The organism is Lysinibacillus sp. ACHW1.5 (assembly GCF_022014815.1).
In the GTDB taxonomy this organism is placed as follows: domain Bacteria; phylum Bacillota; class Bacilli; order Bacillales_A; family Planococcaceae; genus Lysinibacillus; species Lysinibacillus capsici.
The window spans coordinates 2,124,182-2,149,716 of sequence record NZ_CP091777.1; the positions used below are offsets into that span (position 1 = coordinate 2,124,182).

29 protein-coding genes are annotated in these 25,535 nt (G+C 38.5%); 21 read left to right on the forward strand and 8 right to left on the reverse strand.

Annotated features, from left to right (window positions below):
- Nucleotides 1–10: 10 nt before the first annotated feature.
- Nucleotides 11–901 carry a DMT family transporter gene (locus L6W14_RS10470; RefSeq protein WP_131520271.1) on the reverse strand — a complete coding sequence of 297 codons (891 nt, stop codon included), beginning with the start codon at nucleotides 899–901 and terminating at the stop codon, nucleotides 11–13.
- 192 nt (nucleotides 902–1,093) lie between these two features.
- Here L6W14_RS10470 and L6W14_RS10475 point away from each other — a divergent pair, with 192 nt between their 5' ends.
- The 3 genes from L6W14_RS10475 to L6W14_RS10485 all read left to right on the forward strand — a co-directional run bounded on the left by L6W14_RS10475 (nucleotide 1,094) and on the right by L6W14_RS10485 (nucleotide 2,667).
- Nucleotides 1,094–1,582 (forward strand): Lrp/AsnC family transcriptional regulator, encoded by a 489-nt coding sequence (locus L6W14_RS10475; RefSeq protein ID WP_131520270.1) that lies wholly within the window; start codon nucleotides 1,094–1,096, stop codon nucleotides 1,580–1,582.
- Nucleotides 1,583–1,953: 371 nt separating this feature from the next.
- Nucleotides 1,954–2,232 (forward strand): ArsR/SmtB family transcription factor, encoded by a 279-nt coding sequence (locus L6W14_RS10480; RefSeq protein WP_237900963.1) that lies wholly within the window; start codon nucleotides 1,954–1,956, stop codon nucleotides 2,230–2,232.
- A 51-nt stretch (nucleotides 2,233–2,283) separates the two neighbouring features.
- Entirely contained in the window at nucleotides 2,284–2,667 is a 384-nt protein-coding gene (locus L6W14_RS10485; RefSeq protein WP_237900733.1) for a VOC family protein, read from the forward strand.
- 47 nt (nucleotides 2,668–2,714) lie between these two features.
- Here the strand turns inward: L6W14_RS10485 and L6W14_RS10490 are convergent, their stop codons facing one another.
- Nucleotides 2,715–2,888 (reverse strand): hypothetical protein, encoded by a 174-nt coding sequence (locus tag L6W14_RS10490; RefSeq protein ID WP_175400719.1) that lies wholly within the window; start codon nucleotides 2,886–2,888, stop codon nucleotides 2,715–2,717.
- A 91-nt stretch (nucleotides 2,889–2,979) separates the two neighbouring features.
- Entirely contained in the window at nucleotides 2,980–3,825 is an 846-nt protein-coding gene (locus L6W14_RS10495) for a copper amine oxidase N-terminal domain-containing protein (protein WP_237900735.1), read from the reverse strand.
- 221 nt (nucleotides 3,826–4,046) lie between these two features.
- Between L6W14_RS10495 and L6W14_RS10500 the strand changes: the two genes are divergently transcribed.
- The 3 genes from L6W14_RS10500 (at nucleotide 4,047) to L6W14_RS10510 (ending at nucleotide 5,746) form a co-directional block, all read left to right on the forward strand.
- Nucleotides 4,047–4,211: a hypothetical protein gene (locus L6W14_RS10500; RefSeq protein WP_004230164.1), complete on the forward strand. Its 165-nt coding sequence runs from the start codon at nucleotides 4,047–4,049 to the stop codon at nucleotides 4,209–4,211.
- A 99-nt stretch (nucleotides 4,212–4,310) separates the two neighbouring features.
- Nucleotides 4,311–4,802, forward strand: coding sequence for a GNAT family N-acetyltransferase (locus L6W14_RS10505; RefSeq protein ID WP_131520268.1), 492 nt, complete (start codon nucleotides 4,311–4,313; stop codon nucleotides 4,800–4,802).
- A 5-nt stretch (nucleotides 4,803–4,807) separates the two neighbouring features.
- The gene (locus L6W14_RS10510; protein ID WP_237900737.1) at nucleotides 4,808–5,746 is read left to right on the forward strand and encodes a DUF2268 domain-containing putative Zn-dependent protease; all 939 of its coding nucleotides are present in this window, start codon (nucleotides 4,808–4,810) and stop codon (nucleotides 5,744–5,746) included.
- 23 nt (nucleotides 5,747–5,769) lie between these two features.
- Here L6W14_RS10510 and L6W14_RS10515 read toward each other — a convergent pair whose 3' ends face one another.
- Nucleotides 5,770–6,249, reverse strand: coding sequence for a DinB family protein (locus L6W14_RS10515; RefSeq protein WP_237900739.1), 480 nt, complete (start codon nucleotides 6,247–6,249; stop codon nucleotides 5,770–5,772).
- 86 nt (nucleotides 6,250–6,335) lie between these two features.
- The gene (locus L6W14_RS10520) at nucleotides 6,336–6,953 is read right to left on the reverse strand and encodes a LysE family translocator (RefSeq protein WP_004230157.1); all 618 of its coding nucleotides are present in this window, start codon (nucleotides 6,951–6,953) and stop codon (nucleotides 6,336–6,338) included.
- Between the two features lie 212 nt (nucleotides 6,954–7,165).
- Here L6W14_RS10520 and fabZ point away from each other — a divergent pair, with 212 nt between their 5' ends.
- The 5 genes from fabZ (at nucleotide 7,166) to L6W14_RS10545 (ending at nucleotide 9,627) form a co-directional block, all read left to right on the forward strand.
- The gene (fabZ, locus tag L6W14_RS10525) at nucleotides 7,166–7,591 is read left to right on the forward strand and encodes a 3-hydroxyacyl-ACP dehydratase FabZ (RefSeq protein ID WP_237900741.1); all 426 of its coding nucleotides are present in this window, start codon (nucleotides 7,166–7,168) and stop codon (nucleotides 7,589–7,591) included.
- A 17-nt stretch (nucleotides 7,592–7,608) separates the two neighbouring features.
- Nucleotides 7,609–7,791: a hypothetical protein gene (locus L6W14_RS10530; protein ID WP_131520265.1), complete on the forward strand. Its 183-nt coding sequence runs from the start codon at nucleotides 7,609–7,611 to the stop codon at nucleotides 7,789–7,791.
- A gap of 89 nt (nucleotides 7,792–7,880) precedes the next feature.
- Nucleotides 7,881–8,375: a hydroxymyristoyl-ACP dehydratase gene (locus L6W14_RS10535; protein WP_131520264.1), complete on the forward strand. Its 495-nt coding sequence runs from the start codon at nucleotides 7,881–7,883 to the stop codon at nucleotides 8,373–8,375.
- A complete protein-coding gene (locus L6W14_RS10540; protein ID WP_237900743.1) occupies nucleotides 8,359–8,817 on the forward strand; it encodes a DinB family protein in 459 nt (152 codons plus the stop codon). The genes L6W14_RS10535 and L6W14_RS10540 overlap by 17 nt, the downstream gene beginning before the upstream one ends.
- Before the next feature lie 63 nt (nucleotides 8,818–8,880).
- Nucleotides 8,881–9,627, forward strand: coding sequence for a polysaccharide deacetylase family protein (locus L6W14_RS10545; protein ID WP_131520262.1), 747 nt, complete (start codon nucleotides 8,881–8,883; stop codon nucleotides 9,625–9,627).
- Between the two features lie 43 nt (nucleotides 9,628–9,670).
- Here L6W14_RS10545 and L6W14_RS10550 read toward each other — a convergent pair whose 3' ends face one another.
- A complete protein-coding gene (locus tag L6W14_RS10550) occupies nucleotides 9,671–9,949 on the reverse strand; it encodes a translation initiation factor 2 (protein ID WP_131520261.1) in 279 nt (92 codons plus the stop codon).
- A gap of 131 nt (nucleotides 9,950–10,080) precedes the next feature.
- Here L6W14_RS10550 and L6W14_RS10555 point away from each other — a divergent pair, with 131 nt between their 5' ends.
- The 9 genes from L6W14_RS10555 (at nucleotide 10,081) to L6W14_RS10595 (ending at nucleotide 21,950) form a co-directional block, all read left to right on the forward strand.
- Entirely contained in the window at nucleotides 10,081–10,854 is a 774-nt protein-coding gene (locus L6W14_RS10555; RefSeq protein ID WP_131520260.1) for a GNAT family N-acetyltransferase, read from the forward strand.
- A 300-nt stretch (nucleotides 10,855–11,154) separates the two neighbouring features.
- Entirely contained in the window at nucleotides 11,155–12,669 is a 1,515-nt protein-coding gene (locus L6W14_RS10560) for a lmo1851 family serine protease (protein ID WP_048392917.1), read from the forward strand.
- Between the two features lie 68 nt (nucleotides 12,670–12,737).
- Nucleotides 12,738–13,640, forward strand: coding sequence for a CobW family GTP-binding protein (locus L6W14_RS10565; RefSeq protein ID WP_131520259.1), 903 nt, complete (start codon nucleotides 12,738–12,740; stop codon nucleotides 13,638–13,640).
- Between the two features lie 443 nt (nucleotides 13,641–14,083).
- Nucleotides 14,084–14,773: a CAP domain-containing protein gene (locus tag L6W14_RS10570; RefSeq protein WP_048392912.1), complete on the forward strand. Its 690-nt coding sequence runs from the start codon at nucleotides 14,084–14,086 to the stop codon at nucleotides 14,771–14,773.
- Nucleotides 14,774–14,875: 102 nt separating this feature from the next.
- Entirely contained in the window at nucleotides 14,876–15,187 is a 312-nt protein-coding gene (locus tag L6W14_RS10575; protein ID WP_131520258.1) for a helix-turn-helix domain-containing protein, read from the forward strand.
- Nucleotides 15,188–15,349: 162 nt separating this feature from the next.
- Nucleotides 15,350–18,304, forward strand: coding sequence for an EAL domain-containing protein (locus L6W14_RS10580; protein WP_237900745.1), 2,955 nt, complete (start codon nucleotides 15,350–15,352; stop codon nucleotides 18,302–18,304).
- Between the two features lie 121 nt (nucleotides 18,305–18,425).
- Nucleotides 18,426–19,859, forward strand: a complete 1,434-nt coding sequence (locus L6W14_RS10585) for a spore germination protein (protein ID WP_131520256.1) — start codon at nucleotides 18,426–18,428, stop codon at nucleotides 19,857–19,859.
- Nucleotides 19,856–20,884, forward strand: coding sequence for a GerAB/ArcD/ProY family transporter (locus tag L6W14_RS10590; RefSeq protein ID WP_237900747.1), 1,029 nt, complete (start codon nucleotides 19,856–19,858; stop codon nucleotides 20,882–20,884). The genes L6W14_RS10585 and L6W14_RS10590 overlap by 4 nt, the downstream gene beginning before the upstream one ends.
- Complete coding sequence (locus tag L6W14_RS10595) at nucleotides 20,874–21,950, forward strand: Ger(x)C family spore germination protein (protein ID WP_131520254.1); 1,077 nt, start codon at nucleotides 20,874–20,876, stop codon at nucleotides 21,948–21,950. The genes L6W14_RS10590 and L6W14_RS10595 overlap by 11 nt, the downstream gene beginning before the upstream one ends.
- 43 nt (nucleotides 21,951–21,993) lie before the next feature.
- Here the strand turns inward: L6W14_RS10595 and L6W14_RS10600 are convergent, their stop codons facing one another.
- Nucleotides 21,994–23,340: an MATE family efflux transporter gene (locus L6W14_RS10600; RefSeq protein ID WP_066036795.1), complete on the reverse strand. Its 1,347-nt coding sequence runs from the start codon at nucleotides 23,338–23,340 to the stop codon at nucleotides 21,994–21,996.
- Nucleotides 23,341–23,511: 171 nt separating this feature from the next.
- On the opposite strand from L6W14_RS10600, the gene L6W14_RS10605 reads away from it, so the two are divergent.
- Nucleotides 23,512–24,588 (forward strand): undecaprenyldiphospho-muramoylpentapeptide beta-N-acetylglucosaminyltransferase, encoded by a 1,077-nt coding sequence (locus tag L6W14_RS10605; protein WP_237900749.1) that lies wholly within the window; start codon nucleotides 23,512–23,514, stop codon nucleotides 24,586–24,588.
- Nucleotides 24,589–24,669: 81 nt separating this feature from the next.
- On the opposite strand, the gene L6W14_RS10610 is transcribed toward L6W14_RS10605, so the two are convergent.
- Nucleotides 24,670–25,218, reverse strand: a complete 549-nt coding sequence (locus L6W14_RS10610) for a GNAT family N-acetyltransferase (RefSeq protein WP_004230128.1) — start codon at nucleotides 25,216–25,218, stop codon at nucleotides 24,670–24,672.
- Between the last annotated feature and the right edge of the window lie 317 nt (nucleotides 25,219–25,535).

Genomic DNA, 25,535 nt, shown 5'->3' on the forward strand with positions numbered 1-25,535 from the left:
AAATAGAAATTTAGAGCACAGCCTGAGGCGTCTTCGTTTTAAAATGTGTGAATAAGTAGCAGCCCAAAATCACGATGATTCCCCCAATGCCTTGCAGCCAGCTTAGCTGTTCACCGATAAATAAAAAGGCGAGCAATGCTGTAAAAATCGGATTAAAGTTTAGAAAAATACCAGAGGTTGTAGCACCTAATTGTTGAACGCCAATATTCCAAAATACCATACAAACTACTGTAGAGATGACCCCTGTATAAAGAAGCGAAAGGATGAAAGAGGAGTCGATCTCAGAGAAGGTAAAATCCTTGATCGTGAATGGGACTAGGATGAGTACCCCAAACAAACCTGCATACAAAGTCGCCATTAACGGAGAGGTTGTTTGCATAGCCCACTTACTACATACAGAATAAAGTCCCCATACGCAAACGGCTGCCACCATCCATAAATCTCCTATATTCAATTGGAAGTGCCATAGCAGCTGCCAATCTCCTTTCGATAGGACAAGAAAAACACCAATTAAAGAGAGTACCATCGCCAGAAGCTGCAAGCCATTTATTTTTTCTTTCAGAAAGGCGAAGGAAAAAAGGGCGATGGACATGGTATTCATTGTAGAAATAAGACCAGCATTCGTGGATGTTGTTCGTTCCAACGCTAAAAATTGAAATATATTAAACAAGGCAACACCTGTAATGCCCATCAGAAATAATGGCACAAGAGCGGCCTTAGCAGGAACCAATCTCTTCTCTTTCCACCAAACTAACGGTAGCAGGACGATCACGGCGATCAGCCATCTAACCAACGTTAAAGTCATCGGAGAGGCATGTGCCACTAGCGTCTTAGCCACAACAAAATTGCCTCCCCATAGTAAGCTCGTGACAAGCATTAAGCCCATATAAAATTTAACCATAGTATAGGTACACTCCTTTTTGCTTTTGTGTATAATAAGAATCATAGCACTATTAGAGATTTGTCAGCATAATATTTTGTATAATTGAATAAATTCAAAATAAATGAAAGTTATTTGACGATTTTCGAAATAACGTTTTGGAATCATGTTAAAAACTTCCTTGTCTAAAAATAATCAAAAGAGGAGAAAACAATGGAGGATATCAAAAATAAAGGATTAGATCATGTGGATCTGCAAATCTTAGCGATTTTGCAGCGAGAGGTTCACATTAGCAATGCGGAATTAGCTAGACGGGTCAATTTGTCCCCACCAGCAACCCATACAAGGGTGAAACGTCTAGAAAATGAAGGCTATATTGATCAACAAGTCGCGATTTTAAATCAGGAAAAATTAGGTTTTGATTTATTGTGCTATATATTTATGAGCACGAATATTCATCAGGAAAAGGAAATAGAGGAGTTAGAAAACAGCTTGAAAACAATGACCGAAATTTTGGAATGCCATTGCTTAACTGGTGCCTATGATTATTTGTTAAAGGTCGTAATTCGAGACCGCCAAGACTTAGATCAATTTATTCGAAAATTAAATAAGCTTGGCGTTTCTAGAATTCAAACGAATTTATCCTTACGAGAAATTAAATATTCTACAGTGTTACCGATCGAAGAAAAACAGCAAGTCTGAGTAAGCTAACTCAGGCTTGCTGTTTTTTTACTCATGATAGGTAAGCAGCCGCTCCAAATGAGTAGAGAAGCGCTCGAAAAAGGTAAGCAGCCGCTTTAAACGAGTAGAAAGTCGTCCTAAAAAAGTTAGTTACCACTCTAAATGAGTAGTGACCCGCTCTTAAAAAGTTAGTTACCACTCTAAATGAGTAGTGACCCGCTCTTAAAAAGTTAGTTGCCGCTCTAAATGAGTAGAATTCCGCTTTAAAAAGAATAGACCCCGCTCCTAAAGATTCATCCTGTTCAAATAAGGAGACCACACGTACAAAAATCATACAACCCACAAGTTGCTTATAGTTGACATGCAACCATATAGTTGCCTATAATCAAGCTATGAATTGGGATCAAGACGCTGTTTTTAAAGCACTAGGGGACTCGACTCGTAGACTTATATTAGATGAACTGGCTGAGTGTGATGAGATGACATTGTATGAATTGACAGTGCGTCTTCTAATGAAACATGAACTTTCAATTTCGAGACAGGGGATTGCTAAGCATCTGTCTGTCTTGGAGAGTGCTGGACTCGTCCTATCACAGCGGAAGGGAAAATATCGAGTCATTCTTTTCAATAAGGAACCACTTAAAGATTTACTGAAAGGATGGGTAGAGTAAAGTTTACGTGTGAAGGATGCTTCTTAAACAACTTAAAAGGAGGAAAAGCAATTGAATATTATTGTTAACAGTATCTTTGTACAAGATCAGGAAAAGGCACTGGCATTTTATACGGAAAAGCTAGGGTTTGTAAAAAAGGAGGATGTCCCAGTAGGAAAACATAGATGGCTAACGCTTGTGTCGCCTGATGATTTAGAGGGCACTGAGCTATTACTTGAGCCAGATGAGCATCCTGCAGCAAAGGACTATCAAAGGAGGATTTTCGCTGAAGGCATTCCAGCAACAATGTTTGGAGTTGTTGATTTAGAAAAGGAGTATAGCCGTTTACTGGAGAAAGGCGTTGAATTTACACTTAAGCCGACAAAAGCGGGAGAAGTCACAATAGCAGTTTTTAATGATACATGTGGCAACCTTATTCAGATTATACAAAAATAGTGTAGAAAAGCGTGTTTGATAAAAAATATCAAAACACGCTTTTCTCATTACTCAGCCATTACCCAACCTTTATCATCGTTCAAAACGTTTAGATTTTCTTTTGGCTGCGCATTTACGGTCTGTTCTTTGGCTTCTGCTTCCTCGCTGGGCGGAGCTTCTTCCGACGAACAAGCAGATAAAAGGAATAGTAGCGCTATACTTAATGATAGGAATTTCTGCATGAGGCAAACCTCCATCAATCAATCGTTGATATGAATATTTTGCACATCTTTTAACAGAATATGTTGTGTATAGCTGCCATTAAAAATTTTTTTAAGCGACTGTATTACTAATTATTTTGCTAAAGCCATTATGATCTGCGCTATTCATCAGCTGCTGTATTGACTTTACAGCTTGTTCAGAGAATAGATACCAGTTATCCTCTGATGCATCATGTAGTAGAACTTTAGGATAGCCCTGTAATAGTTCCTCAGGGAAAGGTTGATTTAATGTATAGATATCATATTGTTTGACACTGTTATTATCATGGCTCATAAAATCGAATTGGCCAAGCTTATAATAAGATCCAGGTGCTTCTAAATTGAAGTGCCAATAATATTCTTTCGGAGCCTCAACTTTGTCACCTTTCTTTTCTTGGAAAATTTTGTAAAGAGCTTGGTGATAGGCATTGCCCTTGATGTCCTGAATGATCCCACCCATTGTCATATGGTATTCATAGCGTAGTACCTTGATTTTTTCATCTTCGATTAGCAATGGTTCAGTCGTAATATTTACTGTGCCTTGATTGTAATGCACTTGACTGCCAAATGTTTCAGCAATAAAGCGGATTGGTACATAGGTGCGATTGTTTTTCATGTATGGTTGTACATCCAATTGTTCTTTTTCACCATTTTTAATGACTGTTCGGTTATTAAGATTCAATTTAATGGTTGTTTGATCCATTGCAAGGGTGATTTGTGAATCCTGCCAATGAACTTGTGCACCAAGATTTTCGCTGATCACTCGTAATGGCACCATTGTTCGATTGTTTTTTTGCTCGGGTGCTGTATCAGATTTTACCACAACATCGTCGATTTTGATTTGTGTTGTTGCAGCTTCCGCGGGTGTTGCCATCCACAGCATCGTTGTTAGACATAGCCCTGTAAAAATTTTCTTCATGGTAATAAACCTCCTTTACTTAAAACACTTACCACCTCGAAATTTTACCATAATATTCTTTAGTATATAATAAAAATCTTACTATTTTTTCACTGAATTCGATAAACGTTTTAATTATTAGATGCATAATGACACAAAGTCACCATCGCTAATAGCAACTTTTTGACAGCGTATAATCTGTATTTGTTCTCGAATACTAATGCTGAAAGGAGGTTTTTTAAATGAAGTTTTTGACATGGGGCATTGTTGGTGCAGCATTATTTGCTGTGATGAAAGGCTACGGGAAATCGAATCAAGGACAAAAGGATAGCTTTCAACAAACAACGACGCCTGTACAATTAGTCGCCAATGCAAACCCGCTAACAGCCAATACACCGAAACAGTAAAACAAAAGCTTATAGATTATAGGGATCTATAAGCTTGCTATAATTTTACATAAATATCCTATCATTGGTATAATAGATTGCGAGAAAAGGGGTGTATAGATGCTTCATTTTACAAACTATCATGACGATGATTTAGAAGAAATTCTGCAATTATTTTACGAAACCGTACATAGTGTAAACGCAAAAGATTATTCACAGGCCCAATTGGAGGCTTGGGCACCGTTAGCAATACAGCCAGTTAAAGTAGCGACTTGGCAAAAGACTTTAAGACATAATAAGACCTATGTCGCACGGAAGCATCATCAAATTGTTGGCTTTGGGGATATGACAATGGAGGGCTATTTAGATCGACTTTATGTCCATAAGGATTTTCAAGGACAGGGGATTGCATCAGCCATCGTAGATTTACTAGAAGCAGACGCAAAAAAGCTTGGTCTTACCCATATTTACACGGATGCTAGTCTTACAGCGAGACCATTTTTTGAACGGAAAGGGTACCAAATCATGCAAACACAAACAGTCGAGCGACAAGGCATATCGTTGACGAACGTTAGCATGGTTAAATTATTACCTGATGAAAAGGACGGATGAAAAGGATGAATTATGTAAAGGGTTTTGTTGTATTAATGATGTTATGCTTCATACTTAGTGCCTGTGCACAAACAGAAAAGCCTTCCCATGAAAAACGGGATGTAGATAATATCACGGTTTCATTCGAACATCCAGAAACGAAGCAACCATATAAAATAGTTCATGCTTATGAGCTTTTTCAAAACTATACGGAAAAGGTAGAAAAGGACCCAGATCGTTCACCATTGGATGTCTATCGAAAAGAGGTCATTGATCCTGTTTATAGTGCCTGTTTTGAGAATGGTGAATATATAAATATGGCTGAGACGGTGTTGAATATCACACCCAAACAATTGAAAGAAAATCAATTATTAAGCGAAAAAATTGATAGGGAAGCAACTGAAAAGAGTATCAAAGAGGGTCTATTCAAATCTTCTGAATTTCTTCCAACTAATAATGAAACAACGGTATGTGTGTTTCCAGCCACAGACGTTAACGCGAATATGGTAACGATTGGTGCAGGTAAAATAACAGCACTCTATAATAAATATTATACTGATGAATCTATCAGGGCCATTATCGCTCATGAATATCATCATAGCGTTGCAGCTGAAAAACGTCCACGTGGTGAAAATAAGGTGCTAGACCATCTCATATTTGAAGGAAGGGCTGTGATGTTTGAAAAATTAGTTTATCCTGATTTGAACTTTACGCGAGTTGATTTAGATGACAACAAAGTCTACTGGGCAGATGTTGCAGCAGATTTGGATAAGCCTGATCTGCATCGTGCATTAGATATAATTAGAGGTGGAAATGGTTTACCCTATCAATATGGGTATAGTGAGGGATATAAAATGGTAAAATCCTATCTTGATTTGCATCCAAATGTATCGATAGAGGAGTGGACTGCTTTAAGTCCGAAAGAAATTTTTGAAAAAGGAAACTATCTTGAAAACTATCAATAAACAAGCAAGCAACAGACCCAGTATCAAACTCGGTCTGTTGCTTCGTTTAGGCATCGATGAATGGTTAAAATTGCTTGTAAATGCATCCCTTCATGAAAGATGGTGCGTAACAGTACTTGTTCAATGGTTTGCATACCCATGTCAATAGGAGGGAATTCCTCTGATAATCGATGACCATACTGTTCCTTTAATTGTTCAGGCTGCTGAGCCAAATACAATTTTAACACCTCAAAAGACGGCGTTTCGTCGTCAAAATGCTTTGGTGATGTCCCAAAGCCAAACCATTTCTTGAAAGCTTCTAAATCTGCATCCTTTTCTTTTGTTAATGCCTCTATCCATAAATATTGATCGAGATAAACATGACCCATATTCCAGCGAATATTATTATGAAATCCAGCTGGAATGATATTCGCTTTTTCTTCTGACACATGCTCGAGTAAGTGAAGCAGCTCGCCACGATAATTGGCTAGCTGCTGAAATAAATTTTCTTGACGTTGATTCAAATGGAACCCTCCTTTTTAATATTATTGGCTATAATCCTCCATTTTCCTGCAAAAAAAGAAGAACACTTTTTGTGTTCTTCTCCAAATTATCTGCTTTGTGTCTGTAATGCTAAACGGACACCGAGACCGATATAAACGAAGCCAACTGTCTTTTCGAGCCAGCGTGAGCTACCGCTTGTTTTTGTAAAGATTTTTTCGCCAATGAAGCTTGTAATAACTGCGAGTAGGATTGTATATAAAGCACTCATCACGACAAAGGTTATACCGAGCGTTAGCAATTGGCTTGTGACAGATTGCTCGTTATGCTGAACAAATTGCGGTAGGAAGGCTAGGAAAAACAGTGCCGTCTTTGGATTGAGGATTTCTGCTAAAAAGCCTTGACGGAATGAAGTACTAGCAGGACTTTGTTCGACAGTCGGTTGCTCAATTTTCTTTGGCTTTGTGAGGAGCATCTGAATGCCTAAGTACACAAGGTATGCCACACCAATATATTTCACCACTTCAAAGGCAGTGGCCGATTTCATTAAAATAGCAGAGAGACCTAAAACAGCCGCTAATGTATGAACCAAGTCACCAAGACCAATACCTAAAGCTGTATAAATACCATTCTTTTTTCCGCTTTTTAATGTTTGCGTAATGGTAATAATAACTGCAGGACCTGGAATTAAAAATAATAAAAGAACTATTGCGATAAAAGATAACATGCGAAACCATCCTATTCTAATAAACTAATCATTCTAGGGTGAATGCATGGAATATTATATTCTAGCTATTGTGTGGCTGTCGATAAAGAAATATTGAAAAAATAATGAAAAATAATTCAGAAAACTAATGGATAATACTAATGAAATTTTATTACCTAGTACTAATATTTAGTGTTAGAATAAGATTATAAAAATACGTTGGAGGAATTCATATGTTAACAAGTCAACAATTACAAGCTATTTTGCCACACCGATATCCATTTCTTTTGGTAGACCGTATTGTGGAGTTAGAAGAGGGCAAGCGCGCAGTGGGGTTGAAAAATGTAACGATTAATGAAGAGTTTTTTAAAGGTCATTTTCCTCAGTATCCTGTGATGCCAGGTGTACTAATTGTTGAAGCATTAGCACAGGTTAGTGCAGTGATTATGCTGACAAAGGCTGGGAATGAGGGAAGATTAGGTTTATTGGCAGGAATCGATCATTGTCGCTTTAAAAAGCAAGTAAAGCCTGGTGATCAGCTACATCTAGAAGTGGAGATTACGCGTGTGAAGGGCGCTGTTGGGAAAGGCAGAGGGATTGCAATGGTAGATGGAGAAATAGTTTGCGAGATGGATCTTGTTTTCGCTTTTGGATCTTAGAAAATAGAGGTTCTCAGTTGAATTACACATTTATGCTTTATATCGCCGTTTGTATTATGCAAATAGCGCTATTAGCGAATATTACGATTGCTAAAGGCGCTTGGAATGGGTTGACAATGTGGCTTTGTACGGTAGTTTTTGTTTTCGCAACAGCTATTTTTGGATTAAGTAGAGCGCGGCAAAAAGACACTCAAAAATAAACGACTTTGCTTCAATTCGTACTACACGGCTCTCTTTCCTTCATATAGTAAATGGAGTGAAAGTTTTTAATATGAGAGGGTGAGGAGGTTTGAGGGTCGCTTTTATAGAGCATAAAGAAGAACAGCTACAGCCAGAGCAAGCGTTGGCGAACGATTTCTGTGATCAATTTGTGCAAAAGATGCATAAAAATATATTGCATAAAAAGCTTGATGAGGATGTGTATCAGTCCTATTTTGTTATCCTTCAGCAACAATATACAAGGCAAGAGCTGCGATTTATTGTCCATCTGTTAAAGGTACAGGCAAATGAGATAATACGCATGAAGCCCATGTTTATTACCATGAGTGGTGTTATTTTATCCATGTTTACATTGCTTGCTACAACCATGAATAGCAAACTCATGATCGGCATGTCGCTTGCCCAAATTGTTGCATTAGCCGTCTTGAGTTTTAATGTCGCCATTATATGGATTTCCTTTAAAATTGAAATCGAACATAAGCGAGTGCAGGCAGTGATTGCATTATTAGATTATTACGTAACAATTGTTTCAGAAGGGAGTGACCTTCGTGCAAAAGACAGTTGAACAATTACATTATTGGCTTATAAAAGTACCAGAAGTATTTCGTGTGATGACAGAAGCGGAAATAACACAACGACCTGCTCCAAAAAAATGGTCCAAAAAAGAAGTAATCGGTCATTTATGTGATTCGGCTATTGTCAATCTTGAACGATTTCTTCAAGTTCAGAATGAAGCTTCACCCTATGTAGTGACTACATACGACCAAGTACAATGGGTCGCGTTACAGGGCTATCAGGAATTACCAATAGAAGATATTTTAATGTTGTGGACAAGCATCAACCAAAAAATCATGTATGTACTGGACCACCTTGATGAAGAGACATTGGCCCAGCCATGTGTGATGAATCAACACCAAAGAACATTGGGATGGTTGATAGAGGAGTATATGCAACATCTGGCACATCATATCCACCATCAAATTTTAATGAATGAATGCGAAACATAAGCATTTTTTTAGGAAATCCTCAAATAATAAAGTACGAAAATAATTATTTGGGGACGTGAAAATGTGAAAAAGTTTTTATTGCTTTTACTACCACTTAGTCTAATCACGGTGTCGCTTTTTTATGTAAAAGTGAGTTCTTCTGAAAATAAAGGAAGAAAATATTATGAGGAAGCAGGTCAAATTCTTTGGGAAATTCAGACAGATGAAAAAATCATTGCCTTAACATTTGATGATGGGCCACATCGCAAATATACAGCGGATATCCTTGATGTATTGGAAAAATATAATGCAAAAGCAACCTTTTTTATTGTCGGTCAAAATGCAGAAAAAAATCCTGAGCTGATTACAAGAATGTACGAAGAAGGACATGAATTGGCCAATCATACCTATACACACCCTTTAAGAACAAATGTTACCAATTTAATGAAAGAAATACAGCAAACAGATGAAGTGATTGCAGGGATTACAGGCTATCAGCCAACATTATTTAGACCAGTTGAAGGACAATATACCGATGCGATGATTGATGCAATTTCAAAAAAAGGCTATAAGGTTGTGATGTGGTCTTGGCATTTAGATACGCTTGACTGGAAAAGCCCTGGTGTTCAGCGCATCGTGAATACCGTTTTAAAAGGTGTGAAAGCAGGCAATATTGTCCTATTTCATGACGGTGGGGGAAATCGAGCACAAACGGTTCAGGCAATGGAACAAATCATACCGGAGCTTGAAAAACAGGGCTATCAGTTTGTGACGGTTTCTGAATTATTGGAAATCCAAAGGACACATAAGAAAATGGAAAAAAAACAGTAGTGTTGAAGCAGAAACATCTTCAACACTTTTCTTTATGTAATGGTTATTTAAACATTTTTTTGATGTGTTTAAGCTCAGCAATTAAATAATCAATTTGTTTCTGCATATTATCTATTTTAACTGTTTGATGCCCATTTCCATTGCCATTATTCGTTTGAGAAGAATCATTGTTCGCGTTTTGGAGCGCTTCTAATGCGAGTCCCGCTGCAATGGTTTGTAAACCATCCCCTAATGTTGAAATGGCTGTGCCAATATAGGATAGCTTAGCCGCATAAATTTCTATGGATTCATTGCCTTGGGTCGGTTTATTATTTCTCCCCATTATTCTTCCTCCTTACATTTGTCATTACTTGCATCATATGCGACAACAAGTGAAAAGGCGATTACTATGATCGTTGAATGATTCACTAAAAATGGTAAAATTAGTACAATCAACGGATGGGGGGACTAGCATTGACACAACATATAGAGCTGATTCAAATGAATAGTGAGCTGTTAGAGGGGAAGGGCAGCTATTGTTTACGAAGCAAGAAGAAAACAGAGGGCTACCAGAACAAAAACAAATGGCTTAATCAACAATTTGAAAAGGGCTTACATTACATACAAGTACTTGAAAATCAAAAACAAGTAGGTTTTATAGAATATACGGACGCGGAATACTCTTCAAGAGTTGTACATGCAGATGGCTATGTGGTGATTCACTGTTTATGGGTAAGTGCAGTGGGCAAGGGCTATGGTACACAATTACTGAAGAGATGCTTAAAGGATGCCAAGGAACGTGGAAAAAAGGGAGTGATGGTCATTACGAATGACCAAACTTCCTGGACGCCAAGCAAGGATTTGTTTTTACAGCACCAGTTTCAACATATGGCAACAGCACTCGATGATTTTGAATTATGGGTCTTTCCATTTCATGAAAGCGTTGAACGGCCATACTTTCCTGATAATTGGCAGGAACGATTAACGAGATTTCCTCATTTAACGATTTTACGTTCCTTTCAATGTCCATATGTAGACGTCGCCACGGAAAATATTCAATTAGCTGCCGAAAAATTAGGCTTGCAGCCAGTGCTGGTGGATCTTCAAACGAGAGAAGATCTGATGGAGAAATCACCGACACCGTATGGTATTTTTTCAGTGGTTTATAAAGGACAATTGATTGCCTTTCATCGATTAACCGTGCATTCCGTATATAAAAAACTGCAAAAACTCATGAATAATTCCTAATAGGATGCAACTTTTTTGGATACTGGCACGTTATATTCTTATAGCATTTCTATGATTCTTTGAGTTTTTTGTTGACTGCTACTAGGAAATGAGTAAAATTAAAAGGCAGTACCATAATATGCCTAAACTTAGTAGTATGATGGCTGAATAGGTGCTGGAATGCTAGTTAGAATGAAGCATGATCGGACAAGGTCTGTCATGAAATTTTGACAGTCTTTTTCTTTTCGTCTTCTGGATAACCTGTTAAGATGGTAGTAGTGTGACAACAAGTTAGTGTAAATGAGAGTGGTGACAATCAAGATGGATGAACAGAAAAAAGAAAGTACAGAACAGCAGCAGGAGCCGACTCCAGCTGAAATAAAGCCAGCAGGACAATTTATACAACTGAAACCGTTTAAATTTATCATGCTAATGTTCTTTACAATTCTTATTACGGCAGGTTTAACGATTTTTGCGTTAACCTTTGGTGATAAGAAAGTAGTGGAAGTGAAAGTTCCGATTGAACGAGAGGAATTTACAAAATTATATGAAGCATTTGATTTACTGAAAAATAACTATTACCAAGATATTGACGATGAAAAAGTGGTCGATGGTGCGATCAATGGTATGTTTGATGCATTAGGCGATCCTTATTCCGATTTCATGGTAAAGGAAGAAGCGGATCAATTTAATTCTGGCCTATCTTCAAGCTTCCAAGGAATTGGTGCAGAAATCCAAGAACGTAATGGTTATATTACAGTTGTGTCACCTATCAAAAATTCTCCTGCTGAAAAGGCAGGCTTATTACCAAAAGATATTATCTTAACAGTTGATGGGAAAAGTATTCAGGGCTTAAGTGCAACAGAGGCAGTTGCACTGATTCGTGGCGAAAAAGGAACACCCGTAAAATTAACGGTAAAACGTGGCGAAAATACGGAACCTATTCAAATGACGATTGTTCGTGATGACATCCCAGTCGAAACCGTTTATGGTGAAATGCTGGATGGCAATATTGCCCATATTCAAGTTACATCATTTAGTGAACAAACTGCCCAAGAGCTTGAAAAAATCCTTACTGAGTATGAAGGTAAAGGAATGAAGGGCATTGTCTTAGATTTACGTCAAAATCCTGGTGGCTACCTAAAGGCTGCTGTCGATATCTCTAATTTCTTTGTACCAGAAGGAAAGGCGATTGTGCAGGTACAAGAAAAAGATGCGGAGCCTCAAATTACAAATGCCATTGCAGGTAAAAAATATAACCTACCGATCACGGTACTAGTTGATAGTGGCAGTGCTTCAGCCTCTGAGATTTTGGCAGGAGCATTAAAAGAGTCAGTTGGTGCTAAAGTTGTTGGTGAAACATCATTCGGTAAAGGAACTGTCCAAAATGTTACACCGTTAAAAGACGGCTCTAATTTGAAATTTACGACAGGTAAATGGTTAACACCGAAGGGTAACTGGATTAATGAAAAAGGAATTGAGCCTGATGTCAAAGTTGCGTATCCATCCTATGCCTCTTTACCATACTTGAATGCCTCTTTAGAAATGAAGACAGGCCTACAATCTGACTCTGTGAAAGCAGCAGAGGAGATGCTTCAGGTGCTAGGGTATGAGCCTGGTGAAGTAGATGGGATCTTTGATGACAATACCGCACAGGCAGTAGAAAAACTACAAGCAGCGAACAACCTTGAAGAAACAGGCATTCTAACGGGTAATACAACGTATGCTTTAATGGATGCGTTACGTGCAAAAATGAAAGCCGATGATCCTCAGTTACTAAAAGCGAAAGAGCTTCTTGTAGGAACAGCCGAAAAAACAGAGGAAACAACAAACTAACAATGTAGCTGTCGCAACAGTTGTCTTTCACGGCATCTGCGACAGCTTTTTTGATGGGAGGAACTACTATGAAAGATGTGTACCTATTTAGTGGCTTTTTAGGGAGTGGCAAAACATCCATGCTGACAGATGTCATTCGCCAGCTAAAAGAAAAGAAATTAAAGCCTGCTGTTATTATGAATGAGCTCGGGAAGCTGCCATTTGACTCGCAGGCAGTGGAAAAGGATATCCCGCTAAAGGAGATGCTAGAGGGCTGTATTTGCTGTTCGGGTGCTGAAAAAACAGAGGCACAAATTCAATCTCTTCTATTAGATAGTGATTTTGATGTGCTCATTATCGAGACAACAGGTGCAGCACATCCTGTAGAAGCTTTGGATGCCGTTTTTTCACCGCTTTTTGCAGATCAGCTCAATGTGAAAGGCATTATCACGGTGGCGGATTCTAAGCTCTGGCTACAACGTAATACATTAACACCACAAGTGCGCTCTTTATTTCTGGAGCAAATTCGCCATGCACATCTATTGTTAGCAAATAAAACAGACTTATTAACAGAGGCAGAGCAAGGTCAGGTCGTCTATGAACTGCAGGGCCTGAACCCTCATGCCTTTATATTGCAAACGACAAATGGGCGCGTACCACTCAGCTTATTAGAGGGGCTGAAGGCAACAACACAGGTCGATAAAGCAGATATAGTTAAAGCGCCAATAGCCTCTATGCAGCTGGGCTCTCGCTTAGTAGATTTTACAGATCAGGAATTTACACAGGAGCAGTTTGAAGATTGGGTGCGTGCATTACCTGAAACGATTTATCGTATGAAAGGCTATGTACCAATTAAGGGCATCAAAAACCCAATGTTGTTCCAATATGCTTATGGAATGGTGCAATGGCTCCCAGAATATCTGAAAATGCCAGCAAAACTTGTTATTATTGGAGAGAATGTTAGTGCTTTACCTATTATTGGGGCGAATTGAAGAATAAAACAACCAGTGAATTTCTGCACGTGAACAACCTGTGTAGCTTTACACAGGTTGTTTTATTTTTATGTAAATGAAATGTAACGCTCTTGTAACACAATTGTAATATTAGGCTGACATGAGGCTACGACACTAGCCATCTCTAGGGTGATGCATTGAAAGTAATGAAGAAAGGCGATTAAAAAATGAGTGTATAAAACATACATTTTTTATTCATATCAGCTGTTTATTTTCTAAAATATTTACGAGTTTAGGAGGGGTGTCAACCCTCTTTCAAACGTAAGTATTTCATAGATTGGTGAAACCTGCTAAAAAATAACGCGAAAAAAACGTGGTTTTTCGCGCATTTTCTTCTTCGTTGGCGTAGTTAGCAGATGTTGGTAAGATTTTAATGAAAATCATCCCTTACGATTAGTGGCAGAGAAGGAGGAATTGCAAACATGAAAAAAACACTAACTGCAATTTGTGCAACATTTCTTTTAGCAGCTCCAATTCAAATAGCTTCTGCTGCTGCAAATACAACAGAGGGGAATTCCGTACAGCAATCAACAAACTGTAATGTTTATTATTATAAATGGTCAAACAATAATCATAAGTGGACGATTAAACTTCCACAGGCATCTACACCATCTAATGAGACGCCAACAACAAATAATACAACACCAACAAAGCCAAATAATAATCAATCATCACAAAATGAAAAGCCAGCAACACCACCAACTACTTCAACACCATCAACAACAACTTCAGATGTGGACGCATTTGAACAAGAAGTAGTAAAATTAACAAACGCTGAGCGTACAAAAGCTGGTTTATCACCACTTCAAACAGATGCGAAATTAATGGCTGCAGCTCGTGAAAAATCACAAGATATGCAAACAAATAAATATTTCTCACATACGAGCCCAACATTTGGTTCACCATTTGATCGTATGAAAGCTTTAGGCATCGCTTATAAAGCTGCAGGTGAAAACATTGCTCAAGGTCAACGTTCACCACAAGAAGTAGTACAAGCGTGGATGGACTCACCAGGACACCGTGCGAACATTTTAAACGGTAAATTTACGCACATCGGTGTAGGTTATGTGAAATCAGGTAACTACTGGACACAACAATTTATCCAAAAATAATCATTTATTAATAGAAAGATGCTCTATAAGTCTATAAAGGCTTATAGAGCATCTTTTTTTATTGAATTAATGGTAAAATTTGATGAGAAAGGGAGGATAGAATTGAAACAATATAGCATAGCAATGGCGATTTTCTCATTAGCCGTGTCGTTTTTAATAGGAAGCTGGCTCATCGCCACTAGTTTAAAAGAGCAGCCAAGGGAATCCGTGCAACACCAGCTATTGTCACAGCAAGAGGCGGCTGATTATTTAGGAATCAGTGTAGTGGAAGTGCTAAAATTAACAGAAGTGCAAGATGGATCAAATAGTTACATAAGCGAAATCCCTCATGTAAAGGTAGGGGACAAAGTCTATTATCCAAAGCAAGCCATTGATCGCTGGCTATTGGATATGGAATTAATCGTAGTACCTTAAGAAAAATTGGATAGGGGCATCCCCTAATAAAAAAGAGTGCTTCTCCAGCGAAAAACGGTCGATGAAACTTTTCTTTCTCTTTTATAAATAGTAGTTTTTAAACTGTATTTTGGGGGAATTGATAAATAAGTAGTGGGTAAAAAGTAGGGAGAGGTGAGATGGATGAAAAAGCCGAATCTATTAAAGCAGTTTTTTACAAAAGAAGAAAGACCGCATACGTTTGCGCTGGCAACAGCTCAAGACCATCGTTTATTTTCATATGCCATGTCCTTTGCCAAGTATCACCCCGATATGATGATAGTGTTTGCGGCAGATGGCGAAATTATTTACGTCAATCAAGAAGCACTCTATGAGCTATTACAATATCGACCTAGTCATGCGGAAGATTTCAAGAAAATTCTGACTGATGTAGATTATAAACGATTAAAAAGAGCGTTCAATCGAACATTACGAGGAAAGTCGGTCAAGATTGATATTGAAAGACTACAGCATCAAGGACAAAACCTAAGCCTCGTACTGACGTTTATACCAATCAAAAATGACGACAATCAGGCGGAGGGGCTCTATTTAATCATTGAAGATATGTCCACGTATTCAGCCATGAAGCATCAGTTAATGCTACATGAGAAGCATTTAAATTACGCCCAGCATATTGCGGCAGTTGGGAGCTGGGAGTACTTTATTCAGCATGACAAACTGTTTTGCTCAGATAACTTTTATCATATTTTTGGCTTTGCACGTTCAGATAACGATGGTATTGAGCACGTTTTCCAGTTCATTCATCCAGATGATTATGAAAGGACATATGATGCATTTAATCATGCGCGAAAAGGGTCTAATTTTGACAGTGACTTCCGAATTTATCACGGTAAAACCAATGAGCTGCGTTTTCTACAGGCAGCCGCCGAAGTCATATGGAAGGATGACAAGCCCTTTAAGATGATTGGGGTTGTCAAAGACGAAACGGCTTTCAAACTACTTGAGAAAACACTAAATGATACATTAGCCAACTATCATTCGATCTTTGACAATTTAGATGCAGGGATTTGGATGCGAGATTCCATTCGTGGCAATATGCTGTTCGCCTCTAAAGGATTGGAAGGAATTCTTGGTATTCCATTAGCTAAGCTTTATGATGACTCAGAAGTATGGATTAATATGATTCATCCTGCACATCGTGAGGAGGTATTAGCGTATACAGATCATCTCGCTTCAGGCAAAAGCTATCAAGTGATTTATCGTATCCTAACGGGGGAGAATCAGACAAAGTGGTTGCTGGAACAAATTGTGCCTAGACTAGATCAGGAGGGAGAGGTCAACCATATTTTCGGCTTAGTAACTGATATGACAAAGGAGATTGAACGGGAAAAGAAGCTTAATTATTTAGTGTATTATGATGAATTGACAGGTTTACCGAATCGCTTGAGCTTGCATGATAAAGTTGATACCTTATGTTTAGCTGGCGAACCCTTCGCACTATTATATATTTCGATTAACCGCTTTCATATCTTAAATAATGCGCTAGGTACGAAAATCGGTGATGAGCTTCTGCGCACGGTAACCAACTACTTTTCAACACTAACAGATGATCACAGTTACATGGCACGTTTAGACAATCAGCATTTTATCATTGTCATTAAAAAATATGTGAGCAAGCAACATATTTACGCGCTGGCTAGCCGTGTACTGAAAACCTTTGATACACCTTTTTCGATAAAAGACTATCGCTTGCACCTATCTGCTAGCATTGGAATTGCTTTTTACCCAGAGGAGGGCTTAACGAGAAACATTTTATTAGAAAATGCATATTCAGCTTTATGCTATGCCCAACAGCAGGGAAGGAATCGTTTTCATATTTATGCCTTTACAGAGGATATTACTTCCTATAAACAGTATGTGTTAGACCGAGATATGCGACAAGCCATGTTAAATGAGGAATTCGAATTATATTTCCAACCATTGGTGGAGCCGCAAAAGGGGGTTATCAACGGTGCAGAAGCGTTAATTCGTTGGCATCATAAAGAATGGGGCCTTGTGTCACCTGGTGAATTTATTCCATTAGCGGAAGAAAACCATATGATTCACATCATTACAGATTGGGTGATTAAAAAAGCATGTGCGTTGTTACAGCACTGGAAGCAGCAAGGGCATGTGCTGCGAACAATTAGTATTAAGATATCGCCAATCCGTCTGATGAAAAAGGGCTTTATTCAGTTTGTCCAAGAGCAATTACAGGTAAATTCGATTGACGCGCATTATATACAGTTCGAGATTAGCGAAAGCACCATCTTAAAAAATAGTACAAGTGTGATGACCGTTCTCAAAGAATTACAAGACATCGGTGTTAAAATTGCTATTGGTGATTTTGGAACAGGCTACTCTTCCTTAGAATCATTGCGAACATTCCAACCAACGACACTCCATATCTATGAAGCGTTTATCCGTGAAATTCGTCATGACCGTCCGATTGAAAATGGACTCATTTCAGCAACGATTTATTTAGCCAAAATGCTTGGTATTCAGGTTGTGGCAAAAGGAGTTGAAAGTTACGAGCAATTTATCTTTTTAAAGCAGCAAGAATGTGATTATTTGCAAGGTAGTATTTATACGAAGGCTGTTCCCGCGCAAGCCTTTGAAAAAATGCTGGCACAAGGCATTTTAACACCACAAAAAGCGATTGTTCATAAAAAACCTGTGGTGGAGCGACGCAAATATTATCGTTTTCAATTCCCGGCCTATGTGAAGGGCTTCATGACAATTATCGAAATGAATGAGCAAAAAATTAATATCGGTCATACCCCGATCATCATTGAAAATATTAGCTTAGGCGGCATGAAGATTCGCTCTTCTTTGAAGCTACCCGTTAATCAAACGATGAAATTTAAATTTAGCTTTATTTTAATGAATCAATCATTTAACCTAGAGGGTACTTTTAGATGGACCTTAGAAGAAAAATACCAAATCTATTCTTATGGCGTCGCCTTTAATTTGACGCAGGAGGATGAAGGAAAATTAGCCCCGATCATCAATCGAATGACAGCCTTGCATAATCACCATGAAAAAATAGAGGGAACGCCCTTTATGTATGAGGATATTGAAGCTTATTTTAAAAAATAGCTGATCATGAAGATGCCCAAATGTTCTAGAGGGCATCTTTTTTTCATGGCGTGGAATCACACGAACTAAGCGTTTGAAATACACGAAAAATGCTTATACTCTCCAGTAGAGGAGGCGTTTTATGGATAAAGTGGAGTATATGATCAAAAGCCTACAAAAAGCATTCTACCATTCCTCGGATTTGACCGTCAGACAAATAGATTGGCATGAAGGGGACACGGCTATTTTATGCTTTTACGCTTCTCTTGTTGATGCGAAGGAAGTCCAAAAAATACTGGATACCATTTATGCACGTTTAGATACAGAAAAACCTTTTTGGAGTGAAACCCTACTTACAACACTCGATAATTTTGCGCTACCGCAAGCGATTGAACGGGTTTGCCAAGGTGAAACGCTCGTGATTTTGCCTGATACGGGAAAAATGCTGACGTTAGCGATTACCAATGAAGTTCGTCGTAATCTTGAGGAGCCAAACAATGAACATATTCTGCGAGGCTCCCATGAGGGTCTTGTGGAGCGGGCGGATACCAATTTAACATTGATACGAAAGCGAGTGAATAATCCCGCTCTTGTGGTCAAATCTTTTACAATTGGACAACAAACTAGCACTAAAGCTTATTATCTCTATATGGATGGGGTTATTCAGCCTGAAACCTTACAAGAGATGGAAAAGCGGATTGCAGACATTAAAATCGACTATTTTTATAGCATTGGCCAGTTAAGTGATGCACTAGAGGATTCCGTGTTATCGCCATTTCCACAATTGTTAAATACAGAGCATCCAGATCGTGTGGTAGCCCACTTAGTGGAGGGTAAAGTTGTGGTCATGACCAATATTTCGCCGTCTGCCTTGATTGGCCCTGTGACATTTTTCTCTTTCTATCAAACACCTGATGACTATAATAGTCGGGTAGTGGTTGGCTCTTTTTATAAAATAGTGCGTTTACTGTCGTTTGTAACGGCGGTTTTTTTACCAGCATTTTATATTGCTGTAATTAGCTTTCACTTTGAGGTATTACCCTTAGAATTAAGTAATCAAGTAAAAAATGATGTTAATGATATACCTTATCGACCGTTAATTGAAGCACTGATACTTGAGATTATTATGGAGCTCATTCGAGAATCAAGTATTCGTTTACCACAATCAGTAGGGCAAACGATTGGGATCGTAGGGGGGTTAGTGATAGGAGATGCTATTGTAAGTGCGGGACTCGTGTCGAACTTAATGGTCATTGTTGTCGCCTTAACGGCCATTTCAAGCTATGTTGTCCCGTCCGTTGAATTGAATAGCACGATTCGCATGCTCCGTTTTCCGTTTATGCTACTTGCCTCATTATTTGGGTTTTTAGGCATTGTGGTAGGAGTTGTCCTCCTATTAATTCATTTAATTAGTTTAACGTCATTGAAACAGCCGTATTTTTCACCTATCGTACCATTTCAACCGAAAGCTGTTTATAAAATTTTTTTACGCTGGCCATTTATTAGACCGACAGTCCAAGTTACTTCCTTTCAACCACCGAAGGATGAAAAGGGAAAAAATGAGGATACACCATGAATTTTTCTCTATCAAAGGCACAATTTTTTTTACTACTCTTTATCATTCAGACAGGTGTTGTCTACATTGCCTTTCAAACACCGTTAATCATATACAGCCAACATAGTGCATGGTATGTCTTCTTCCTTGCTAGCATCTTCCATTACGGCTTGCTGTTATTTTTTGAACGCTATTATCAATTTTTCTTTTTAAATGGGTTCTTTCGCTGGGTCTATCTGATCTATTGGTTATTAATAACAGCTGTATTAATTGCCTATATGGGGTATGTTCTGGCCTCATGGGTCTTGCCCCGAACACCTGAATGGATTGTTGTCATGATGATTGTAGGGCTATCTTTGTATGCCAATTTAGTTAGACCAGAAACCATCATCAATATTGGTGTCATGCTAATTCCTATCATTTTCCTCTTTGTCATTTTTTTAATGCTGGCTATTCCAGATTTAACGTGGAGTAATCTTTTTCCCGTTGAGTGGAACAATACTAGGCAAATCATCGCGGGCATGATTCATAGCATGTATGCCTTTTTTGGGATTGAAATGTACCTTCTTTATCGTCCATTTCTCAAACAGGATTTACAGGTGAAGGGAAAGCCCTTATTGATTTATCAACTCGTCATTTTTATCTTTTATTTTATTTCGGTTGTCTTTACACAAATGTTCTTTGCTTTGGAGGAGGTTCAACTAATACCAGAGCCTATTATGTATATTTTAAAATCACAGGAAGTGAACTTTGTAAAACGGCTGGATATTTTTTTCATCTATATTTGGCTTTCTTGGTCCATTGTTACGGTCATGATCTACGGTTTGTCCTTTCGTGTGCTTTATTTGTCAAAAAAGCGGAAGCATCCGAAACGAAGTATTGTTTTTTTTCATCTTCTCTTAGCCATCCTGCCGCTATTTGTCATGCAATTTCAGCGCATTGAGTTTATCAAAAATTCTATACACTACGTACTCATTGTATTTACGATTCTACTACCAATGATGATAATTTGTTGGAATAAATGGAGGGGAAAACGTGTATCGTAAAGGGATTATGCTCCTCTTGTCCATGTTACTTTTAGCTGGCTGTTGGGATGAACGACTTTATAAAAACGCTTCCGTTGTGACGCTCGTTGGGGTGGACGGATATATAGGGGCATACAAGGGATATTATGCCTATCCGAATACAGCAGCTCAGCAAAATGAAGTGATTGAAGCGGACGGCATTTCACCAAGAGATGTACGGAATCAAGCCAATTTAAAAGTAGAACAAACACTTGATTTATCTGAGCTATCGACCATCCTTGTATCGGATCAAACGGTAAGAGAGCCTCTTTATGATATTTTGGATATTTATTTTCGTGATCCCCAAAACCCGATTTCGATAAAAATTGCTGTAACAGAAGGGGATGTCAAGCCGTTTATAGAGCTAACAAAGGATTTAGCAGGGGGGGCAGGAGGCTATTATGAACGTTTTATGGAAAGCACAGAGGAAAATACAGTTTTTCCGAAATTAGATTTACAGACGGTTGGCTCCATGCTATTTGAACAGACAATTGATATAGCACTACCGTATATTCAGTTAAGTGAGGATAAAAAGCATGCTGTTGCGGCAGGTGTCGCTTTATTCTCAGGTCAAACGTTTACGGGTACAATATTAACACCAAAACAATCTCTCACGATGCTCCTCTTAATGAATCAACCTAGCAAACAAGCGCGGATGAGCTATATGTGGAAGCATGATGGAAAATCGATGCCAATCACGGCTGATGTTATTCATATCAAGCGTCAATGGACGGTGAATGAGGAATTAAAAAGAATAGACATGGATTATCTCATAGAGGTAGAAATTGAGGAATTTGCACATGACCATTTATATAAAGACCCCGTTTTCAAGGAGGTTCAGCAGTTGATTCAAAATCATGTGCAGGGAGAGTTTGAGGAGGTTTTGCGGATTCTTCAAGGTCAGCAATCGGATACGTTGGGGATTGGTCGATATATTCGTGCTTATCACCCCAAAATGTTTCAGAAGGATTGGCATGCTATCTATGCATCCTTACAGCTAGTGCCGTCTGTTCAAGTGAAAATCATTCGTACAGGTGTTTTACGCTAAAAAAATCGCCTTTCTCAAGTTAGAGAAAAGCGATTTTTTGTTGTTAAACAGTGACTCTTTTTTGAACAACCAATAGGCGGATTAAAAGAGTAATTGCGCCCATTGTTAAACCTGCCACAAGGCCAATCCAATAGCCAAATGGGCCGAAATCCGTATGTGTGGCAAGGGTATACCCAACTGGCAAGCCAATCACCCAATAAGATATAATGGCCATGATAAACGTGATCATTACATCTTTATAGCCTCTCAATGCGCCTTGTACTGGTGCTTGTATCGCATCAGATAGCTGGAAAATGGCTGCGTAGACTAAAAATTGTACGGCATACTCAAGTACCATCTGATCTGTCGTATACATATGTGCTACAGGTTCACGTAAAATAAACAAGATGCAAGCTGATATAAAGCTAAATAAAATGGCTGTGCCGACACATAGATAACTATACATACGAGCATCTCGCATGCGACCAGCACCGATCTCAAAACCTACTAATATTGTGACACCCATAGAAATACTGAGCGGAACCATGTATAACAGAGAAGTGAAATTGATGGCAATCTGATGGGCTGCGATGATTTCTGTGCTAAAATTACTCATCATCATGGTCACAGCAGAAAAAATACTTGTTTCTGCAAATAGGGAAATACCGATCGGTACCCCAATCAATAAAATTTCCTTCCATCGAAGCCATTCAAGCTTAGGCCAATCATGAAACAGACGGAATCGTTCGAACGGTACTCGTTTAGCGATGATCCATACTGTAATCATGAATATTAGCCAGTACGTTATTGCTGTCGCTACACCAGCTCCGATGCCGCCAAGCTCAGGCGCACCAAATTTGCCGAAAATAAAGATATAGTTCAGTACGATATTAATGGGTGTTGTCATTAAGGTAATGATCATCGTGACCCGTGTCTGACCAAGGGCGTCAATAAAGCAACGCATAACAAAAAATAAGAAAAGTGGCAAAAGACCTGCACACATCGCATAGATGTAGCCTTTTGCAATGCTATGTACAGCAGACTCTAAGTTCATCTTACTAAGTATCCAATCAATGCCAAAGAACAGTCCTGTAAAAATAAGGATCGCCAGCAATATGGCGACATAAATGCCTTGCTGGACTGCCTTTTTTGCATCCATCTCTTTTTTCGCGCCCACAAGCTGTGAGACAATTGGCGTAATAGCTAGGAGTATACCTGAAAGTCCAGTATAAATCGGCATCCATATAGAGGAACCAATCGAAACACCTGCTAAATCAACCGTCCCGTAACGACTGGACATTAAAATATCAAAAAATGAAATAAGATAAATAGCTACCTGTGTCACTAAAATAGGGACAATCATTTTTAAGAGTAGCACGTATTTTTCCTTAATTGTGGATGTTTGATACATATTTTCTACTTCCTTCATGAACATAATGAACAAGTATAGCATATGTAAAGAGAGAAAAGCTGAAATTTTCATGCTTCATCTATATCTTTTCGTCAGCATATAGTAAAATAGAACACTGTAAACAAAAAGTAGTGCTAACTACAATGGTTTTTAAGGAATAGGAGAATTTGTGTGAAACAACAAACAATCATTTTAACCGGTGGTGGGACAGCTGGCCATGTATCGTTAAATCAGGCGATACTCCCGTCTTTACTAGAACTTGGTTATGATGTCCACTATATTGGCTCAGAGCAAGGTATTGAAAAAGAATTAATTGGCGAGGCGTTCCCCGATGTTCCGTTTTATGGCATTGCGAGTGGTAAATTGCGTCGTTATTTCTCCATGAAAAATTTTACAGATCCATTTAAAGTGCTTGCTGGAATGATGCAGGCTTTTCGTATTATTAAAAAAGTGAAGCCACAGGTTGTCTTTTCAAAGGGAGGATTTGTCTCTGTACCCGTTGTGATGGCAGCGAAATTAGCAGGTGTGCCAGTCGTCATCCATGAATCTGATGTAACACCTGGTCTTGCCAATAAAATAGCCTTACCTTTTGCTTCGCATGTATTCACGATTTTTGAAGAAACACTGAAGCATTTACCTCAAGAGAAGGCTACTTGCACAGGCTCCATTATTCGACCTGAGTTATTTGAGGGAGAAAGAGCGAGGGGGCTAGCTTTCTGCGGTTTTTCTACTTTAAAGCCTGTTTTACTTGTTATGGGAGGGAGTTTAGGCTCTGTTGTCTTAAATGAGGCACTACGTAAAAACTTACCAGAGCTCCTCAAGCAATTTCACATCATTCATTTATGTGGGAAGGGGAATTATGATCAAGCACTGGAGGCAATGCCAGGCTACAAGCAATTTGAGTATGTGACAACTGAGTTACCTGATTTATTGCATGCTGCAGACTTTATTGTGTCACGAGCAGGCTCTAATTCCATTTTTGAATTTTTAGCGCTTCACAAGCCGATGCTATTAGTACCTCTCTCAGCGCAAAAAAGCCGTGGGGATCAAATTTTAAATGCCAACTTGTTTAAAAAACAAGGTTACGCAGAAGTGTTACAGGAAGACGAGTTGACGAAGGAATCTTTTATGAAGTCTGTTCATACACTAACAGAGCGTAAAGGGGAAATGGTGGAGACAATGGCAAAAACGCAAAAACCAAAAACACCAGATGAAATGGCGTCATTAATTTTACGGTACAAGAAATAAGTGCTAGTTGAAAAAAAGAAAAGAAGCTATGAGGTAGGTCGAAATGACAAAACCTTTTAGCTTCTCTTTTATATATACACACTACATTGCTTGCTCTTCGCCTTCTTGCATTTGATGTGCCGTTGTTAGGTAGAATAAATCTTTTGGAATTTTAAATAAGTTAAATTGTGCCTCACCGCTATTAACCTGTGCTAATAATGTTGGATGACTCTCATTGGCACTCACCACATAGGGAAGCTTTAAAGCAGCACGCTGTGATTTTAAATTTTCAACACGTATACGGAGAAAGACCGTATGAAAATTATAGTCAAAAAATAACTCGTTCAAAAATAACATTTTTGCTTTTTGATTATAACCTTTACCTTGGTAAGGGAGTCCAATCCACGTTCCTAGAAAGCCTGCACCGTCCTCCACATCGTGAATACTAATGGTGCCGATTGGTTGACCCCAATCATCAGTTATGGTCCTCGAGATAGCGAGTCCTCTCGCTTCCTCTTCAATCAGTTGTTTTGTCATAAACCAATATTCATCAGCGGATGTGGCTTTTTGACGGACAAAAGGGAATACAGAAGGGTGTGATAATAGCTCATAAAGCTCTGTACATTCATGCAGGTCTCGATGTTTAAGCATACGAAACGCCTCCTTTACTAGGGTAGTTAAAACAATTCCGTTGAAGCATAAAGAAGAAAACTAAAATTCGTACTGGAATTAAAACCCAAAGAACTAGACGTTATAACTATGATACTCCATAATCTCCCGCTGTCTTACTGATTTCGACCATACCGAAAAAAGGCTAGTTTTTTAAATATAATATAACATATCATCTGCTTGATGCAATCATTTTGCTCGTAAAAAAACAAAATTTGAGTTTAATAGTCAGTAAATTCTGATAAATGAAATGAGATTATCCATAAAATTGTTGTTTTTTAGCATTAAGCCTAACCTCT

Bases quoted from the DNA above. Each gene is read 5' to 3' on its own strand.
- L6W14_RS10470 (WP_131520271.1), bottom strand. From the start codon at position 901: ATGGTTAAATTTTATATGGGCTTAATGCTTGTCACGAGCTTACTATGG.
- L6W14_RS10475 (WP_131520270.1), top strand. From the start codon at position 1,094: ATGGAGGATATCAAAAATAAAGGATTAGATCATGTGGATCTGCAAATC.
- L6W14_RS10480 (WP_237900963.1), top strand. From the start codon at position 1,954: ATGAATTGGGATCAAGACGCTGTTTTTAAAGCACTAGGGGACTCGACT.
- L6W14_RS10490 (WP_175400719.1), bottom strand. From the start codon at position 2,888: ATGCAGAAATTCCTATCATTAAGTATAGCGCTACTATTCCTTTTATCT.
- L6W14_RS10495 (WP_237900735.1), bottom strand. From the start codon at position 3,825: ATGAAGAAAATTTTTACAGGGCTATGTCTAACAACGATGCTGTGGATG.
- L6W14_RS10500 (WP_004230164.1), top strand. From the start codon at position 4,047: ATGAAGTTTTTGACATGGGGCATTGTTGGTGCAGCATTATTTGCTGTG.
- L6W14_RS10505 (WP_131520268.1), top strand. From the start codon at position 4,311: ATGCTTCATTTTACAAACTATCATGACGATGATTTAGAAGAAATTCTG.
- L6W14_RS10510 (WP_237900737.1), top strand. From the start codon at position 4,808: ATGAATTATGTAAAGGGTTTTGTTGTATTAATGATGTTATGCTTCATA.
- L6W14_RS10520 (WP_004230157.1), bottom strand. From the start codon at position 6,953: ATGTTATCTTTTATCGCAATAGTTCTTTTATTATTTTTAATTCCAGGT.
- fabZ (WP_237900741.1), top strand. From the start codon at position 7,166: ATGTTAACAAGTCAACAATTACAAGCTATTTTGCCACACCGATATCCA.
- L6W14_RS10550 (WP_131520261.1), bottom strand. From the start codon at position 9,949: ATGGGGAGAAATAATAAACCGACCCAAGGCAATGAATCCATAGAAATT.
- L6W14_RS10560 (WP_048392917.1), top strand. From the start codon at position 11,155: ATGGATGAACAGAAAAAAGAAAGTACAGAACAGCAGCAGGAGCCGACT.
- L6W14_RS10565 (WP_131520259.1), top strand. From the start codon at position 12,738: ATGAAAGATGTGTACCTATTTAGTGGCTTTTTAGGGAGTGGCAAAACA.
- L6W14_RS10570 (WP_048392912.1), top strand. From the start codon at position 14,084: ATGAAAAAAACACTAACTGCAATTTGTGCAACATTTCTTTTAGCAGCT.
- L6W14_RS10580 (WP_237900745.1), top strand. From the start codon at position 15,350: ATGAAAAAGCCGAATCTATTAAAGCAGTTTTTTACAAAAGAAGAAAGA.
- L6W14_RS10585 (WP_131520256.1), top strand. From the start codon at position 18,426: ATGGATAAAGTGGAGTATATGATCAAAAGCCTACAAAAAGCATTCTAC.
- L6W14_RS10590 (WP_237900747.1), top strand. From the start codon at position 19,856: ATGAATTTTTCTCTATCAAAGGCACAATTTTTTTTACTACTCTTTATC.
- L6W14_RS10600 (WP_066036795.1), bottom strand. From the start codon at position 23,340: ATGTATCAAACATCCACAATTAAGGAAAAATACGTGCTACTCTTAAAA.
- L6W14_RS10610 (WP_004230128.1), bottom strand. From the start codon at position 25,218: ATGCTTAAACATCGAGACCTGCATGAATGTACAGAGCTTTATGAGCTA.